This is a genomic window from Paramesorhizobium deserti, assembly GCF_001558695.1.
Classification (GTDB): Bacteria; Pseudomonadota; Alphaproteobacteria; order Rhizobiales; family Rhizobiaceae; genus Paramesorhizobium; species Paramesorhizobium deserti.
Genome location: NZ_LNTU01000034.1, coordinates 70,673 through 87,451 on the forward strand (window position 1 = coordinate 70,673; position 16,779 = coordinate 87,451).

The 16,779-nt window shown below is 60.8% G+C and carries 15 protein-coding genes and 1 pseudogene; 6 read left to right on the forward strand and 10 right to left on the reverse strand.

All coding sequences use genetic code 11. The features are described from left to right. Nucleotides 1-275: 275 nt before the first annotated feature. The 3 genes from ATN84_RS16610 to ATN84_RS16620 all read left to right on the forward strand — a co-directional run bounded on the left by ATN84_RS16610 (nucleotide 276) and on the right by ATN84_RS16620 (nucleotide 3,089). Nucleotides 276-1,175, forward strand: a complete 900-nt coding sequence (locus ATN84_RS16610; protein ID WP_068882798.1) for a LysR family transcriptional regulator — start codon at nucleotides 276-278, stop codon at nucleotides 1,173-1,175. Nucleotides 1,176-1,255: 80 nt separating this feature from the next. Beyond that, nucleotides 1,256-1,945 carry a DUF1007 family protein gene (locus tag ATN84_RS16615; protein WP_068882799.1) on the forward strand — a complete coding sequence of 230 codons (690 nt, stop codon included), beginning with the start codon at nucleotides 1,256-1,258 and terminating at the stop codon, nucleotides 1,943-1,945. A 31-nt stretch (nucleotides 1,946-1,976) separates the two neighbouring features. Beyond that, the gene (locus tag ATN84_RS16620) at nucleotides 1,977-3,089 is read left to right on the forward strand and encodes a nickel/cobalt transporter (RefSeq protein ID WP_068882800.1); all 1,113 of its coding nucleotides are present in this window, start codon (nucleotides 1,977-1,979) and stop codon (nucleotides 3,087-3,089) included. 12 nt (nucleotides 3,090-3,101) lie between these two features. Here the strand turns inward: ATN84_RS16620 and ATN84_RS16625 are convergent, their stop codons facing one another. The 8 genes from ATN84_RS16625 to trhO all read right to left on the reverse strand — a co-directional run bounded on the left by ATN84_RS16625 (nucleotide 3,102) and on the right by trhO (nucleotide 9,557). After that, nucleotides 3,102-3,308 carry a hypothetical protein gene (locus ATN84_RS16625; protein ID WP_068883496.1) on the reverse strand — a complete coding sequence of 69 codons (207 nt, stop codon included), beginning with the start codon at nucleotides 3,306-3,308 and terminating at the stop codon, nucleotides 3,102-3,104. After that, nucleotides 3,286-4,314 carry a cation diffusion facilitator family transporter gene (locus ATN84_RS16630; RefSeq protein WP_068882801.1) on the reverse strand — a complete coding sequence of 343 codons (1,029 nt, stop codon included), beginning with the start codon at nucleotides 4,312-4,314 and terminating at the stop codon, nucleotides 3,286-3,288. The genes ATN84_RS16625 and ATN84_RS16630 overlap by 23 nt, the downstream gene beginning before the upstream one ends. A 13-nt stretch (nucleotides 4,315-4,327) precedes the next feature. Beyond that, nucleotides 4,328-5,011 carry a GNAT family N-acetyltransferase gene (locus tag ATN84_RS16635; RefSeq protein WP_068882802.1) on the reverse strand — a complete coding sequence of 228 codons (684 nt, stop codon included), beginning with the start codon at nucleotides 5,009-5,011 and terminating at the stop codon, nucleotides 4,328-4,330. An 86-nt stretch (nucleotides 5,012-5,097) separates the two neighbouring features. Continuing rightward, complete coding sequence (gene modC, locus ATN84_RS16640; RefSeq protein ID WP_068882803.1) at nucleotides 5,098-6,183, reverse strand: molybdenum ABC transporter ATP-binding protein; 1,086 nt, start codon at nucleotides 6,181-6,183, stop codon at nucleotides 5,098-5,100. Further along, nucleotides 6,180-6,872 (reverse strand): molybdate ABC transporter permease subunit, encoded by a 693-nt coding sequence (gene modB, locus ATN84_RS16645; RefSeq protein WP_068883498.1) that lies wholly within the window; start codon nucleotides 6,870-6,872, stop codon nucleotides 6,180-6,182. The genes modC and modB overlap by 4 nt, the downstream gene beginning before the upstream one ends. A gap of 11 nt (nucleotides 6,873-6,883) precedes the next feature. Then, nucleotides 6,884-7,633, reverse strand: a complete 750-nt coding sequence (gene modA / locus ATN84_RS16650; RefSeq protein WP_068882804.1) for a molybdate ABC transporter substrate-binding protein — start codon at nucleotides 7,631-7,633, stop codon at nucleotides 6,884-6,886. Nucleotides 7,634-7,852: 219 nt separating this feature from the next. Next, a complete protein-coding gene (locus ATN84_RS16655) occupies nucleotides 7,853-8,554 on the reverse strand; it encodes a tellurite resistance TerB family protein (protein WP_068882805.1) in 702 nt (233 codons plus the stop codon). Between the two features lie 85 nt (nucleotides 8,555-8,639). Further along, on the reverse strand, nucleotides 8,640-9,557 hold the full coding sequence (trhO, locus tag ATN84_RS16660; RefSeq protein ID WP_068882806.1) for an oxygen-dependent tRNA uridine(34) hydroxylase TrhO: 918 nt from the start codon (nucleotides 9,555-9,557) through the stop codon (nucleotides 8,640-8,642). A 116-nt stretch (nucleotides 9,558-9,673) separates the two neighbouring features. Here trhO and ATN84_RS16665 point away from each other — a divergent pair, with 116 nt between their 5' ends. Both ATN84_RS16665 and ATN84_RS16670 read left to right on the forward strand, forming a co-directional pair. Continuing rightward, nucleotides 9,674-10,318, forward strand: coding sequence for an N-acetylmuramidase family protein (locus tag ATN84_RS16665; protein ID WP_068882807.1), 645 nt, complete (start codon nucleotides 9,674-9,676; stop codon nucleotides 10,316-10,318). A 40-nt stretch (nucleotides 10,319-10,358) separates the two neighbouring features. Further along, a complete protein-coding gene (locus tag ATN84_RS16670; protein WP_068882808.1) occupies nucleotides 10,359-10,997 on the forward strand; it encodes a 2-dehydro-3-deoxy-phosphogluconate aldolase in 639 nt (212 codons plus the stop codon). Nucleotides 10,998-11,080: 83 nt separating this feature from the next. On the opposite strand, the gene ATN84_RS16675 is transcribed toward ATN84_RS16670, so the two are convergent. Both ATN84_RS16675 and ATN84_RS16680 read right to left on the reverse strand, forming a co-directional pair. After that, the gene (locus ATN84_RS16675; RefSeq protein ID WP_082766339.1) at nucleotides 11,081-12,973 is read right to left on the reverse strand and encodes a peptidoglycan L,D-endopeptidase MepK; all 1,893 of its coding nucleotides are present in this window, start codon (nucleotides 12,971-12,973) and stop codon (nucleotides 11,081-11,083) included. Nucleotides 12,974-13,146: 173 nt separating this feature from the next. Then, complete coding sequence (locus ATN84_RS16680; RefSeq protein WP_068882809.1) at nucleotides 13,147-14,721, reverse strand: sigma-54-dependent transcriptional regulator; 1,575 nt, start codon at nucleotides 14,719-14,721, stop codon at nucleotides 13,147-13,149. Nucleotides 14,722-14,963: 242 nt separating this feature from the next. On the opposite strand from ATN84_RS16680, the pseudogene ATN84_RS16685 reads away from it, so the two are divergent. Beyond that, nucleotides 14,964-16,742: pseudogene (locus ATN84_RS16685) on the forward strand (M3 family oligoendopeptidase); the annotation flags it as partial. Nucleotides 16,743-16,779 lie beyond the last annotated feature (37 nt).

Here is a 16,779-nt window from a genome sequence, read left to right on the forward strand (position 1 = left end):
GGTTGGCCGGCAAACCGACTGGAGGGGTTAGTTCCAGGTACCTTACCGTTTCCCTCACCATTCGAGGGACGGCGGACACCCACAGGCACGTGCGACTTTGGGCAGGCGCGATATAAGGTGAAACGTGTGTCCAATCAATGACAAATCTGCCCTGACGCAAAATTTTTTAGATACTGAACAAAGCGCCCCAAATCATCTACAAGAGTTGAACAATGCCAGCCCTGCCGGCAAGGCGGGACAGACGGAATTCGAACTGGGGAAGAGGACCGCTGATTATGGATACGCTCACCCGTATGCGCGCCTTCATCGATGTCGTCGAGGCCGAAGGTTTTTCGGCGGCGGCGCGCAAGATCGGCCGGTCCAAGGCGCTTCTCTCCAAATATGTGCGCGAATTGGAAGATGATCTCGGCGTCCTGCTGCTCAACCGCACGACACGGCAATTTTCCATGACCGAGGCCGGGCATACCTATTATCAGCGCGCCTCGGAGATCATCCGTGACATCGACTCCTTGCAGGATTCGATCAGCGAGACGAGTGGCGATGCACGGGGCCGCATCAAGCTTTCCGCGCCGCGCACCTTCGCCGATGCGCCGATCGGCCAGTCACTGATCGATTTCTGCGTCGAACATCCGGAGATCATCCTCGATATCCGTCTCGACGATCGCTTTGTCGATTTGGTGGAAGAAGGATTCGATCTGGCGATCCGCATCACCCGGCTGCAGGATTCCTCGCTCATTGCCCGGCGCCTGACCGCATTTCACCTCGCATTATGCGCCTCGCCCGAACTCATCGCCAAAGTCGGAATGCCGGAAAGGCCGGAAGGCCTGCACGACCGGCCCTGCATCGTCGACACCAATGGCCGGTCGCGCAACAATTGGCATTTCCGCAACACCGACGGATCGCTGCTCACCGTTCCCGTCAGCGGCCCGATCGAGGTCAATTCTCCGCTGGCAACCATGGCGGCGGCGGTCAAGGGGCTTGGCTTCTGCATTCTTCCGCGCTTCATCGCCGAGCCCGAGCTTGCAAGCGGCAGGCTGGTCGCGGGCCTGGACGAATTCACCATCAAGGACGGCGGCATCTATGCCGTCTATCCGCATCGCAGATATTTGCCAGCCAAGGTGCGCGTCCTCGTGGACTATCTCGCGAAATGGTTCAAGGAGCGGGACCATGTGTAGCAGCCTCCTCTTTATATGCCGCCTGTCCCACTTTCGCCAAGTTCACCAATTGAATTGCCGGGAATCATAAGGAATCAATCATGCCTCAGAATGAGGATCGCCCGACGAAGCGCCAATCCAGGCGAGCGGTGGCACTGGCGTTTGCAGCCGGGGCGGCGGCGTCATTGCCCTCGGCCGCCGACGCTCACCCGCATGTCTTCGCCGATGCGCGGCTCGAAGTCACCGTCGCGCCGGACGGAACAGTGGAGAAGCTCGCCCATGTCTGGCGCTTCGACGATGTCTTCTCCTCGACCGTGCTGATGGAATTCGACAAGAACGGCGATCTGAAGCTCGACCAGAGCGAACTGGATACGCTGAGCCAGACGATCAACGAATCCATTGCCGAGTACAAATATTTCCAAACCGTCCTTTCCGATGGAAAGGACGTGGCCATGGCGAAGCCGGCGCATCTCATTGCCGATTTTCCCGATAATCAGTTGCTGATCATCTTCGAATCCAAGCCGGAAGAACCCTTGAAGCTCGATCACAAGGTGAGCTTCGGTGTCTATGATCCGACCTTTTATACTGCGATCGACTACGCAAACGACACGGACATGCATATCACCGGTCTGCCGAAGGTCTGCTCGTCCAAGGTCGTGCGTCCCGATCCCGACGAGGCGATCGCCGCCAATCAGGGGACCCTGACCGACGCCTTCTTCAACGACCCGACCGGCAATGACATGTCGAAGATCTTCGCCACCCGTCTCGAAATCATCTGCGGACAAAGCTGAGCGAACCGACATCGTAAGTGGGGGACGACACATGAAAAAGCCGATCTTCCTGGCAAGTCTGATCGCCGGCTTGCTGTTTGCCGGCCAAGCTTGGTCGCAATCCTCGCTCGGTATCGGCGCCAATGAAGTAGGCATGAAGCCGGTCGGCCCGTTTGCCCATGTCATCCAGTGGATCGCGACCGAGCAGCGCAATTTCTATCTGGCCATGACCAATGCGCTGAAGGCCATGCGCGAGGATCCGTGGCAGGCCGCCATTCTGGTCGGGCTGTCCTTCGTCTACGGCATCTTTCACGCCGCAGGACCGGGCCACGGCAAGGCGGTCATTTCCTCCTACATGATCGCCAACGAGACGGCGCTGAAGCGCGGCATTTTTCTCTCCTTCATCTCCTCCGTTCTGCAGGCGGTTTCGGCGATCGTCGTCGTCGGCCTTGCCTGGCTGGTGCTGCGCGGCACCAGCGTCTCGATGAAGGACACTGCGCGCTATATGGAACTGGCGAGCTACGCCCTGGTCATTGTCTTCGGCCTGTGGCTGCTCTGGCGCAAGGTGCCGCTCCTCTTCGGCGTGCGGCGGAAGACAGCCGACACACAGCCGGAACTCGCAACGGCCAACCTTGCTTTCACTGCGGCAAGCCCGGCAGGCGCCGCCTGGGAAGGCTCCGTTTCGCAAACTGCACGCATGCAGATGCAGGGCCGCACCGCCCGCCTCAATTACGATACCACCCGACCGGGGCGCGCCGTGTTTGATCACAGCTTTATCGGCACTGGCGAGGTCTGCGATGCCTGCGGCAACGCCCATATGCCTGATCCCTCCCGGCTTTCCGGTGCGTTCGACTGGAAAATGGCGTGGTCCGCCATCATGGCGGTCGGCCTTCGCCCTTGCTCGGGGGCGCTGATCGTGCTCACCTTCGCGCTGCTGAACGGCCTCATTCTCGGCGGCGTACTTTCCGTATTCGCCATGGCGCTTGGGACTTTCATCACCGTCGCGATACTTGCCACACTTGCGGTGACGGCAAAGAACGTCGCATTGAAATTCACCAACAGCGGCGCCATGTCGCTCCGGCTTCAGGCGGTCATCGAGATCGGAGCAGCCCTCTTCATCGTCCTTGTCGGCCTGCTGCTTTTCACGGCTGCCCTGTCGATCTGACCGGAACGATCGTCAATCCTTGCGCCGCTGCTGGCGCGCGCGCAGCCAGAACACGCCGAAAAAGGCCAGCACGAAAAGAACGGCAAAGACACCCGCCAAGGCTGGCGACTCGGCACCCAGCGCCAGCATTATACGCGGCATCAAAATCCAGAGAATGCCGAAGCCGAGAAGGATGGCCAGAGCGGCAATCACCGCGCTACGCGTTTTTGGATCCTGCAACACCATGCCTCTTTGTGTGTGAATGACTATGTTCGGCGGATTTTGCGGCCGCGCCGCAATCATGATTTCCATGTCCGTCGGCACATGGACCGCATTCGGTTTCGACGGTGACATGGGTGATTCCATGGGCTGAGGCAAGCCTTTGCTTGACCAGCATGGTTACTCTCGACGCATCGCCCTGATCCGCGATGCGCGCATGCAATGTCGCAAGATTGCTTTTTCCGTCGAGCGACCAGACATGCACGTGATGGATATTGTCCACGCCCGGCACTGACTTTTCGAGATCGCGTGCAATATCATCGCGGTCGAGCACATCAGGAGCGCCCTCCAGCAACACCCGCCCCGCATCGCGCGTCAGCCGCCACGCGCTTGCAAACAGCATCACCGCCACCAGCGCCGAGAGGATCGGATCGATCGGATACCAGCCGGTGAGAAGGATGATGAGCGCCGCGGCGATCGCAGCGACGGAACCGAGCAGATCGCCCAGCACATGCAGGATGGCGCCGCGCATGTTGAGGTTTTCCCGGTCGCCGCCATGCAGGACGAAAAAGGCGGCTATATTGACCGCAAGCCCCGCTACACCAACCGCAAGCATCGGCCCGCCGAGCACGGCTGAAGGCTGCTGGAACCGCTCCCACGCCTCATAGACGATCCACGCGCCGACGACGAATATGGCAAGGCCGTTCGTATAGGCGACCAGCGTCTTCACCCGGCCGAAGCCATAAGTGTGCCGGTTCGTCGCGGGGCGCTCCGCCAGATGGAAAGCGTACCAGGCAAGCCCGAGCGATACGGAATCGGTCAGCATATGCCCCGCATCCGCCAGAAGCGCCAGCGAACCGGTCAGCAGCCCGCCCAGCGCTTCCACCACCATGAAACCGGCTGTCAGAACGGCGGCAACGAGCACCCGCCGCTTGTCGAGGCTGCCATAATCATGATCATGATCATGCCCATGCCCATGATGCTCCTGGCCATGGGAGTGATCATCGTGGGAATGCTCGTGTGCCATCGCGACCCTTGCCTCAGTTTGACGGTTCGCCGCGCAGATCTACCAATCTTTTCCTCTGCTTGCCGTCCGCATCGAAATTATCCGGTGCGAGCCATTTTTCATAGGCCTGTCTCAATGCGGGCCATTCACCATCGGTAATGGAGAACCATGCCGTATCGCGATTTTTGCCCTTCACCACCAGATGCTGACGGAAAACACCTTCGAACTGGAAGCCGAAGCGCTGCGCCGCTCTTTTCGACGGCTCGTTCTCATTGTTGCATTTCCACTCGTAACGTCGATAGCCGAGCTCGTCGAAGACCAGGCGGGCAAACAGGAACTGCGCCTCGGTCGCCGCCGGCTTGCGCGCGATGAGCGGCCCCCAATAGATATTGCCGATCTCGATGACGCCATGCGTGGGATCGATGCGCATCAGCGCCTGACGGCCTGCCACCTTGCCGGTCGCTTTGTCGATGACTGCGAAGAACAGGGGATCGGCACTGGCTTCCGCTTTCTCCAGCCATGGCTGAAGCGCTGCACGGTCGGCGGGTGCCTCTTCGAAGAGCCAGGTGAAACGCTCACCCGCACCTTGCACGGACGAGGCTTCGAAGACCCCATCGCCGTGCTTTGCCGCATTGAGCGGCTCAAGGCGGACATAAGCCCCTTCAAGCACCTTGCGCTGGGGAACGGGACGCGCGGTCCAGTGTTTCAGATCCTTCATTCTGTCCTCCGGTCGTTTCGCGCGCCACAGGAGCACAAATCAAGAAAAACCGGAACGGGTGAAAAGACCGGGCGGAAAATAATTTCTCAGTCTTTCCCACGGCGCATCGAACTGCGGTCGACGGAAACCGCCTTGACCAGGGCGAAGACGTTGTCGCCTGGCTTCAACTCGAGATCGGCGACCGATTTCCGCGTCAGCCTGGCCCGCAGCTTCTGTGCTGCGAAGGAGAGTTCCATCTCCGCGAAGGTCCCCTCCCTGCCGTTGATCGTCACGATCTGCACCGGCAGAACGTTGCGGATACTGATCGCCTCCGGCGCCTGGCGGGCAAGCGACACGTCGCGGGCGCGAACGCGCAAGCGCACCTGCATGCCCGGGCGTAACGCCTCGTCGACGATCTGGAAGGTTTCGCCGCCAAGATCGATGAAGGTCACCCCATATTGGGGGTCCCGGCCGATCACATAACCCTCGATAAGCGTGCCGGCGTCCTCGCCGGTGCCGTCCATATTCGCGAAGACCTCCGCCACCGGGCCGCTCGCCGTGACTTCGCCCTTCGACAGCAGGACGAGCGTATCGGCAAGCCGCGCCACCTCGTCGATCTCGTGGCTGACATAGACGATCGGAAGGCCGCTCTCGTCGCGCAGGCGCTCCAGATAAGGGAGTATCTCCTGCCGTCTCGCGTGATCGAGCGACGAAAGCGGCTCGTCGAGCAGCAACAGGGCCGGATTGGAAAGGAGCGCCCGCCCGATGGCGACACGCTGCCGCTCGCCGCCTGAAAGCGTGGCGGGTCGTCGATCGAGAAGCGCGGCAAGCCCGAGAAGATCGGCCACCTCGGCGAAAGGTTTTCCTGCATTCCGCCGCCCCGCCCAGAGCGCATAGGTCAGATTGTGTTTGACGGAGAGATGTGGGAAGAGCCGCGCATCCTGGAAGACATAGCCGATATGCCGCTTCTCCGGCGGCAGGTTGATGCCGGTCTCGCTGTCGAAAAGCACGCGATCGCCGATCGCGATGCGGCCCCGTTCCGGCGAAAGCGTGCCGGCGATCATCTTCAGAAGCGTCGTCTTGCCGGCGCCGGAGTGGCCGAACAGGGCGGTGACGCCTGGCGCCGCAGCAAAATCGGCACTAACGGCAAAGGCCCCGCTCCGGCCAGCGATGGAAACCACGAGCTTGCTCATTCCGGTCGCCTCGCATCGAACCGGCGCTGCAGCCATTCCGAGAAAATGACCGCTGCGATCGAGAGAAAGGCGGAGACGAGGATAAGTTTCAGCGCGGCGCTATCGCCGGCAGGCGTCTGCAGAAGGGAATAAATGGCGAGCGAAAGCGTCTGGGTTTCGCCAGGGATGTTGGAGACGAAGGTGATCGTCGCACCGAACTCGCCGAGTGCCTTAGCAAAGCCCAGCACCGCGCCCGCGATGATGCCGGGAAAAAGCAAGGGCAGCGTCACGGTCAGGAAAGCGACGACACGCCCCGCGCCGAGCGTCCGCGCCGCCTCTTCAAGGCCGCGATCGATATTCTCGATCGAAAGGCGCATCGGCCGCACCAGGAGCGGAAAAGCCATGACGCCTGCGGCAAGCGCCGCGCCGGTCCAGCGAAAGGCGAAGATGACGCCGAACCACTCATTGAGCGGTGCGCCGAGCGCCCCGCGCGTACCGAACCACCGAAGCAGCAGATAACCCGTCACCACCGGCGGCAGGACCAGCGGCATGGTGATAACGGCCTGCAGCAGGCTCTTGCCGGGAAAGGAATGGCGCGCCAGCACCCAGGCCATGGCAAAGGCGAGCGGCAGCGCGAAAAGGATCGCGACGAGCGCAACCCTCAGCGATAACAGAATGATGCCCCAATCGGCTTCCGCCAGGCCGAACATGCCGGTTCCCGTCAACTGCCGGCCTCCGCGGCGGACACGAACCCCTTCGCCCGGACGATCGCCTGCCCGGCATCGCTCGACAGGAAATCGAGGAAAGCCTTCGCCTCCGCCGAGGGCTTGCCCACCAGGGCCGCCGGATAGAGGATCGGCTTATGGCTGGATGCCGGAAAACGGTAGGCTTCCTCGAGACCCTGCGCGGCCGCCAGGTCAGATGCATAGACGATCGCCGCGTTCACCTCACCGCGGCTGACATATTGCAACGCCACCCGGACATTTTCGGCAAAAACTGCATTCTTCTCGACTTCGCTCCAAAAACCGAGCGTTTCCAACGCCGCTTTGCCGTATTTTCCGGCTGGAACATTGGAAGGATCGCCCATAGCGAACCGTTCTGTCGCGAGAATGTCAGGCATTTTGCCCATTTCTCCAGGCTGCGTCCCGACAACGAGCGCATTACCGGCGATGATCCGCCGCGAGGGAACTGAAATCAGCTTGCGCTCCTGAAGATAGTTCATCCAGTCTTCATCGGCTGAAATGAAGATCGAGGCGGGCGCACCGGCCTCGATCTGCTTGGCGAGCACCGACGAAGCGGCAAATGAAGCCGTCACCTCTGCTCCCTGTGCCGCCTTGAACTGCTTTGCTGCCTCTTCGATCACGTCCTTCATGCTGGCGGCGGCGAACACCGTCACCTTGTCGCCGGCATGCGCACCCGCGCTGATCCCGAGACTGAATGCTAGCAAAAGAAAAAGAAAGAGCTTTTTCATCATTCCATCCTGTCCAACCGAACATACAAAACCCAGCCGAGAAATTCTCCCGGCGGCTTCGTTGATCTGATGGTGGGAATGATGATGACAAACGCGACCCGGTTGCCGTCAGACCCTTGACGCAAAGGCGGCCATCCACAAGCCGCCCTTCTTCGAAGTCAATCTAGCGGGATGTTCCGCCTTTGGCCAGAGCCAAGGCGTCGCGGGGCGTGATCGAACTCACACTTTCGCGTTCGAGACCGTCGCCTCGATATGGTCCACCAACGCGTCCGGCAGCCTCAAGCGCCCCGCCAAGAGGTCGAGATAGCCGCGCTCGGCGCGTGTCTCCGGCTCGATTGCAAGGCGTGAGGCCGTATAGAGCTCGATTTTCTGCGCCTCGGTTTTCGCCTCATTGACCAGGGCATCGATATCGACAGGGGTGGCAAGCTCCTTCTGGATGAAATCCTGCGCCTCGGCGCTCATGCCGGCCTGCCCCATCCGCTCGGTGATCTTCGCCTTCTCGGTCTCATCGATATGACCGTCCGCTCGAGCTGCCGCGATCATCGCGCGTACCAGCACCAGCGCGAAATTCTCCTCGCCCTGCGGCGCAGTGGTGGGATTGAACGCGTCGCCTGCCGGCGGCGGCAGAAGCTCCGGCTCCGCCTTTGCGGCCGGCTGCTCCGGCGCCTTGCCGCTCTGATAATTCTGGTACGCCTTGTAGGCGAGCCCGGCAATGGCCGCGAGACCGCCCACCTTAACCGCCGATTTCGTGATCGAGCGCCCGGCCCCCGTGCCGAGCAGAACCGCGGCGATCGCGCCCGTTGCCAGCGGATTGTCCCTGGCGAGTTGCGTCACCTTGCCCACTCCGTCGCTGACGGTGGATTGCGAACCGGGCGCTTTGGAGCCCAGGAGATCATCGAGCAGTTTCTTCGGATCGAGCATTCGTGTTCCTCTTCTCAACCATTGGCCGACCATGGGGAGTTAGGAACGCAATTGCGCCGATACAATGAGGGCTGAAAAGAATTGGCTATTGCCCGATATGCCGCTTCTGCCCGCGTTGTTCCGCAAGCATCACCTGACGATGACGCTCCGCATAGCGGGCCCGATCCTCGTCGGTCCTCTCGTGATAGCAATGCGAGCAGGAGACGCCTTCCCGATAGTATTGCGAAAGGCGCTCTTCCGGCGTGATCGGATGGCGGCAGGCGCGGCAAAGCTCCGTCACGCCCTCCTGCAGGCCGTGACCGACTGAAACGCGCTCGTCGAAGACGAAGCATTCGCCGTCCCAGCGGCTTTCCTCCGGCGAGACCTCTTCAAGATATTTGAGAATGCCGCCTTTCAGGTGATAAACCTCATCGAAGCCGAGCCCTTTGACAAAGGCGGTCGCCTTTTCGCAACGGATGCCCCCGGTGCAGAACATGGCGATCTTCTTGCCTTCGAGCTGCTCGCGGTTCTGCTCCACCCAGACAGGGAACTCCCTGAACGTCTTCGTCTGCGGGTCGATCGCATCCCGGAACGTGCCGATCGCCACCTCGTAGTCGTTACGCGTATCGATCACCACCGTATCGGAACTGGAGATGAGGCCGTTCCAGTCCTTCGGCGCGACATAGGTCCCGACGCTTTTCAGGGGATCGATCTCCAGAACGCCCATCGTGACGATCTCTTTCTTGAGCTTCACCTTCATGCGGTGAAATGGCATCTCGCCCGCGTGGGAATATTTAAGTTCCAGGCCTTTCAGCTCCGGCTCGGCCTCGATCCGCGCGATCAGTTTTTCGATCGCCTCGGCGCTGCCCGCCACCGTTCCGTTGATGCCTTCGGCCGCAAGCAAGAGCGTCCCCTTGATGCCGAGGCTGCAGCAAAGCTCAGCCAGTGGCTCGCGCAGCGCCTCGTAATGCGGAAGACGCGCGAAACGGTAAAGGGCGGCGACGGTGAAAGATGTGTTGGTCATGACGGATCGACCTAATCCCGGCGCGCAGCGATTTCAAGGCATTCCCTCACGGTTTGTCCAACAGACGCAGAGCCGGGCGACAATCGTGGCAGGAGTCCAGATGAAAGGAAACTTGCATGTTCGAGAAAGAAACCATCAGGGAGATCGTCGCCGCCGCGGAAAAGACCGGCGTAGAGCCCGCCGCCCTTCTCGCAGTGGCGGAAGTGGAATGCGGCGGGCGCACCACGGCGAGGGTCAATGGCCGCGACGAGCCGCTGATCCGTTTCGAAGGACATTATTTCGATCGGCGGCTTGCCGGAACGAAGCAGGCCGACGCGCGACGACAGGGATTGGCGTCGCCGAAAGCCGGCGGCGTCAAGAACCCGGTTGCTCAGACCGGGCGCTGGCAGTTGCTCGCCCGTGCTATGCGGATCGACCGCAATGCGGCGCTCGAATCCGTCTCATGGGGGCTGGGGCAGGTGATGGGCGCGCATTGGCAATGGCTGGGCTATGCTGATGTCGAGGCGCTGGTGGCCGAGGCGCGCGGTTCGGTTGCCGGGCAGATCCGTCTGATGCTGCGCTTCATCGAGAAATCCAGCCTGGTGGAGGTGCTGAACAGGCACGACTGGGCAGGCTTCGCCCGCCGCTACAACGGCCCGCTTTACAGCAAATACGCTTATGACCGGAAGATGGCCGCAGCCTGGAAGACCTATTGCGATCGCCTGCTCCGTGATGGCGGAATTGCCGGCGGCGCGGTGGACAAAACAACAGCACAGGGCTAAATCGACTGCGACGTTCGAACCCCTAACCGGAGACATGCCCATGGCCCAGAGAACCGACCTTCTGCTTCCGATCCTCAAGGGCCAGCCGGTCATCCCCGTCCTGCTGGTGGACCGGGTGGCCGATGCGGCTCCGCTGGCCCGGGCGCTGGCGGCGGGCGGCCTTCCCGCGATCGAGATCACGCTGCGGACCTCCGCCGCGCTCGATGCCATCCGGGCGGTTGCGGAAGAGGTTCCCGAAGCCATCGTTGGCGCCGGCACCATCCTCAATGCGCGCCAGTATGAAGAGGCCGCGAAGGCCGGCTCGCGTTTCATCGTCAGCCCCGGTACAACCAAGGCGATCCGCGATGCGGCAAATGACAGTGACGTACCGCTGCTGCCCGCCGCCATCACACCGAGCGAGATCATGGCGATGCGCGAGGAAGGCTACACCTATCTCAAGTTCTTCCCGGCCGAGCAGGCAGGCGGCGCGGCTTTCCTCAAGGCGCTTTCCTCACCCCTCGCCGGGACATTCTTCTGCCCGACGGGCGGCGTCAGTCTCGCCAATGCAAAAACCTATCTCTCCCTGCCCAATGTCGTCTGCGTCGGCGGATCATGGGTTGCCCCGAAAGAGCTGGTTGAGGCTGGTGAATGGGAAAAGATCACCACGCTGGCGGCAGAGGCATCCAAGCTGTCGGCCTGAGTGGATGGCGGACGTTTGTCTTGCTGAGGTGGGAAAGGGGCCTGCGCGGTCCCTTTTGCTTTTCATATTCGGACGGAACCGGCCTAATTCGTCTCCGAGAACTTGGCGATGGACAGGAATGTAACGGCGTTGCCCGAGAATTTGTTGGCATTGTCCGAAGGCAGTTCGCGCTGGAAGCCGGCGGTGTAGACCGTTGTCGGCGCCGCACGCAGAGCATCGTTACGCAGGACCGGGCTCGTAACCGGCATGGCGCGGGCAACAGAGGTGCCGGAGATCGCCATCTGCGGCAGCGGCACGCTCCTCGCCGGCTGAACGATCGCCTCCGGCTCCCTGGTTTCGCCGGGATGCGGTTTGGCACCTTTAGCCGTGGTCCGCACGCCCGTGTCGATGGCGTGGACAGGCTGGCCCTTGGCGGCTGCATCCAGCAGGACCTTGCGCGGTGAAGACAGGCTGGCCGGCGATACCGATGCGACCACGTCGGGCGAAGTCCCCGGCTCTTTCGGATCGGCAAGCGCGACCTGCTGGCTTCTTGGCGGTGCGTTCTGCGGCAGCGGGAACGCCGGCGTATCCATATTGGCTTCCATTACGGCCGCGATCTCGTCGTGCTTCGGCTCCGCCGTAGCGGTAGGCGCTTCTTCCACAGCGGCAACGGCAACACCTGTTTCAGGCCGCTGTTCCGGGACGACGGCGGACGCCAGCAACAGGGCCGGATCGGCATGTTTGGGCTTGTTCAGCGGCACCGGCACGAAACCGTTCATCAAAGGACTTGGCACACTTGCGTCGGCAATTCTCGCGGAATTGGCATCAACGGCCGCATTGATGGCGTCCGTACCGTCGGCCGGAACATTCGCCGGCGGCGTGGGCACATCGACGGGAGGCGCTACCATGGCAAGCATGGTCTGAGGCCTGCGCTCCGGCACGGGCACGGCAAAGGCAAGCGCCGCCTGTGTTTCGGGTGATCCCTCCGCCAGCGTCGCCGCCGGACGCGGTGCATCGAGCGGTCGTGGCACCTCACGCGGTGGCAGAGCGGCAACGATCGCTGCCGGCTGAGGCTGGGGTTCAGGCTGCGGCTGCCGTTGCGGCTGTGGTGCGCGAGCCGGTGCCTCCACGGCGACAGGCGCCCGGGGAACGGCGCGCGAAGGCTTTGCGGCGGACGCCACCGCGACTGTTCCGCCGGCTTCGCTCGTATCCTCTTCCTCGTCCGCGCCACCACCGAAGAGCGCGGCGAACAGGGTCTTGCTCTTCTTGCGCGGTGCGCTCGCAACCGCAATCGAGCCGCCCCTGGCTTGGCGGGCTTCATAGGCGGCAAGCGCCTGCTCATACCCGGGCAATGGCTTGCCATCCGTCGGAACGTGCAGGGTCTTGCCGTCGGGGAAGAGGGCCAGCAGTTCCCGGCGGCTCATGCGCGGCCAATGGCGAACACTGCCGACATCCATATGCACGAAGGGAGAGCCAGAGGTCGGATAATAGCCGACACCGCCGGCCTGATAGCGCATGCCGATGGCGCGCAGCTTCTTCAGGGGCACATCGGGGATATAGAAATCCATTGCCTTGCCAAGCATGTGCTGGCTTTTTTTGGCGACCCCACGCGACCGCGAGCGCAGCATGGAATTGGTAGCCGGTGAGCGGTAGGCGGAAACGACGTGGATATAGTCGCGTGAGCCGCTGGCCTGATAGGCCTGCCAGACGAGGTCGAACAACCTCGGGTCCATCTTGGTCGGCTCGTTGCGTCGCCAGTCGCGCAGAAAATTATTAAGCTGCGTAAGCCCGCTCGATATATAACGTCCATCCTTCTTGAACGTGATCTCCGCCCTCTCCTTGGTGTGGACGAAGTAGAGTTTCAGCGTCCGTGTTTCGGCCGATGCATGCGAGGGAGCGAGGATGAAGGGAGCTGCAACGGTAAGAATGGCGGTCCACAAAATGCGGCGCGCCAACGCCGCTGCGAAAATCGCTCTAAATGCCGAAATACCGTTCATCAATTTCGTATAGCCTTGCCGTTTAAGCAGTCCCCGAAGGCTCTGACTATCGGATTTAATGGTTAATGGACGTTTAGTGAAGAACAAATACGTTTATAGAATGGCAAAAAAGGCACACCGAATCACTTGGCTAGCGCCATGGTAAACAGCTTATTAACAGGCTTTATCAGGAGCTAATGAGCTGATTTTCGGATTCCACGGGAGATATCAGAAAACCCGGTGCGCTTATCGCCATCCGCTTTGTCTGTCGCCACTCCTCCTACGGCGTCGATACCATAATCCTTGAGCTTACGATAAAGCGTCGAACGGCCGATGCCAAGACGCCGCGCCACCTCGCTCATCTGCCCGCCATAATGGGAAATGGCAAGGCGGATCATCGCTTCCTCGATTAACGCAAGCGAGCGAACCTGCCCCTCCCCGTCAATGCCTTGCAACTGACCGAAACGGTCAGACATCATCTGACTGTCAGGCACGGCTATATCCGGCTGCGGAGCAACCCCGTTCGCCCTTCCTGCCACCAGACGCGGCACGCTCGTATCGTCTATCGGGCCACTGGGCATGATTTCCCTCGCCTGGGCCTGAATTTGCGGGAAATCGTCCACTGTCAGCTCCGTGCCCTCACACAAGACGACGGCGCGAAAAACCGCGTTCTCCAATTGCCTGATATTGCCAGGCCAATCGTAAGCGCCAAGGAGTGCAAGCGCTGAAGGCGTGATGCCCTTGATCCGCGACCGGCCTTCCTCGGCGGCAAAACGCGCGAGGAAATGGCGCACCAGCACCGGGATATCCTCTCGCCTTTTCCGCAAGGGCGGCAGGGAAATCGGAAAGACATGCAGGCGGTAGAACAGATCTTCGCGAAACTGCCCGCTCTTCACCAGATCAAGGAGATTGCGGTTGGTCGCCGATATCAGCCTGATATCAACATTGATCGGCTTTTTGCCACCAACGGGATCGACCTCGCCCTCCTGCACGGCGCGCAGAAGCTTGACCTGGATATCGGGAGACAGATCGCCGACTTCGTCCAGGAACAGCGTGCCGCCGTCGGCTTCCACGAATTTGCCGACATGCCTCTCCGTTGCGCCGGTAAATGATCCCTTTTCGTGGCCGAAAAGGATACTTTCCGCCAGATTATCGGGAATCGCGCCGCAATTGACGGTGATGAAAGGTTTTCCGCGCCGCTCGCCGGAGCCCTGAATCGCCCGCGCCAGCATCTCCTTGCCGACACCGGATTCGCCCTCGATGAGAATGGGGATATTGGAGGCAGCCGCCTTCCAGCCGAGCTTGATCACCCGCTCCATCGGCTCGCTGCGCGTCACCAGATCGCGAAATGTGAGCGTGCCTTCAGCCGAGTGCCGGATGCGCTTGATCTCGCCTTCCAACGCACCCAGCTTCAGCGCGTTGGCGACCGATACCTGCAGGCGCTCCGGCGAAATCGGCTTGACCACGAAATCGAAAGCGCCGAGCCGCATGGCCGTGATGACCGTATCGAGACCACCTTGCGCAGTCTGTACGATGACGGGAACCGACGTGCCCGTTTCGCGCATCCGCTTCAGAACGGTGAAACCGTCCATATCGGGCATGACGAGATCGAGAATGACGAGCGAAATTTCTTTGCGGTTGCGCAAAAGGTTCAGCGCCGCATTTCCACCGTCGGCAAGAATAGTCCGGTTTCCCATCCGAAGCACGGCAGCTTCCAGCAGTCGGCGCTGGACCGGATCGTCGTCAACGATAAGAATGGGACCGGTCATCGAATATGTTTTCATCTGATGTAAATCTGAACTGGATCAGGATGACGTAGGATTCTAAATAAAGACCGCTACTTACGGTCGGCATTTGATTAAAATACGATCGGTTTCCGGCAGATCGTGCGAAAGTGGAGCATAATATGGAATATGAATTTAAGGAACCTCTTATAAATAGAGTCCCAGACTCCGCCCGCCATTCTGCACTGGCCGACGAGGTTGGCACCGTCGAACAGCAGACCGCAAAACTGGGTGATTTGCCGAAATGGAATCTGGATGATCTCTACCTGTCCATGGATGCCCCGGAACTTGCCGCCGACATGAAAAAGGCGTCACACGACGCAATCGCCTTTGAGGAACGCTGGAAAGGCAAGCTCGCGGAAGAAGCGGCCAAACCGAATGGCGGCGATCTGGCCCAGGCCATTACCGCCTATGAAGCCCTGGAAGAGCTGATGGGCCGCATTTTCTCCTATGCCGGCCTTCTTTATTCCGGCGACACGTCGGATCCCAAGCGTGCCAAATTTTATGGCGACGTACAGGAGAAGATGACGGACGCCAGCGCGCATCTGATCTTCTTCGCCCTCGAACTCAACCATATCGATGACGATGTGCTGGAGAATGCGATGAAGGCCGATCCGGCGATCGGTCACTATCGCCCCTGGCTCGTTGATCTGCGCATGGACAAGCCCTATCAGCTTGAGGACCGCATCGAGCAACTTTTCCATGAAAAGTCGGTGACAGGGCGCGGTGCCTGGAACCGGTTGTTCGATGAGACGATGACGGCGCTGCGCTTCAACGTCGATGGCGAGCAACTGCCGATCGAACCCACGCTCAATCTTCTGCAGGATGCCGACGGCGCTGTCCGCAAGAAGGCTTCAGATGCACTGGCCGAAACCTTCAAAGCCAATCTGAGGACCTTCACGCTCATCACCAACACGCTCGCCAAGGACAAGGAGATTTCCGACCGCTGGCGCGGTTTCAAGGATATTGCGGATTCACGTCATCTGGCCAACCGGGTCGAGCGCGAGGTGGTCGACGCGCTGGCGAAAGCCGTGCAGGATGCCTATCCCAGACTGTCGCACCGCTATTACGCGATGAAGGCCAAATGGCTGGGGCTCGATGTCCTCGAAAACTGGGATCGCAATGCGCCCCTTCCCGAGACGCCGCAGACCGTCATTCCGTGGAACGAGGCAAAGGACACTGTGCTGTCGGCTTATGCCGGATTTGCCCCCGAGATGGCGGATATCGCGCGCAATTTCTTCGATCGCAGCTGGATCGACGCACCGACCCGGCCTGGCAAGGCGCCGGGTGCTTTCGCCCATCCGACCGTCCCCTCCGTCCACCCTTACGTTCTCCTCAACTATATGGGTAAGCCGCGCGACGTGATGACGCTTGCGCACGAACTGGGCCACGGCGTCCACCAGGTGTTGGCGGCGCGACAGGGCACGCTCATGGCCTCGACGCCGCTGACGCTCGCCGAAACCGCCTCGGTCTTCGGCGAGATGCTGACATTCCGCTCCCTCCTCGGCCGCACCATAGACAAGCGCGAGCGCAAGGCGATGCTGGCGCAGAAAGCCGAGGACATGATCAATACGGTCGTGCGCCAGATCGCGTTCTATGAGTTCGAGCGGCGCATCCACACCGAACGGCGCAATGGCGAGCTCACCGCCGAGCGCATCGGCGAAATCTGGCTTGAGGTGCAGAGGGAAAGCCTCGGACCGGCCGTCCGCCTCAACCTCGGTTACGAGGCGTTCTGGACCTATATTCCCCACTTCATTCACTCGCCTTTCTATGTCTACGCCTATGCGTTCGGCGATTGTCTGGTGAATTCGCTCTATGCCGTCTATCAGAACGCCGAGAAGGGCTTTCAGGAGAAATATTTCGATCTTCTCAAAGCCGGCGGCACCAAGCATCACAAGGAGCTTCTGGCGCCTTTCGGTCTCGACGCCTCGGATCCCGGTTTCTGGCAGAAAGGGCTTTCGGTGATTGAAGGCATCATAGATGAGCTGGAAGCCATGGAAGACTGACTTTGCTCCGGCATATGGCGTCACATATCCTGTATAA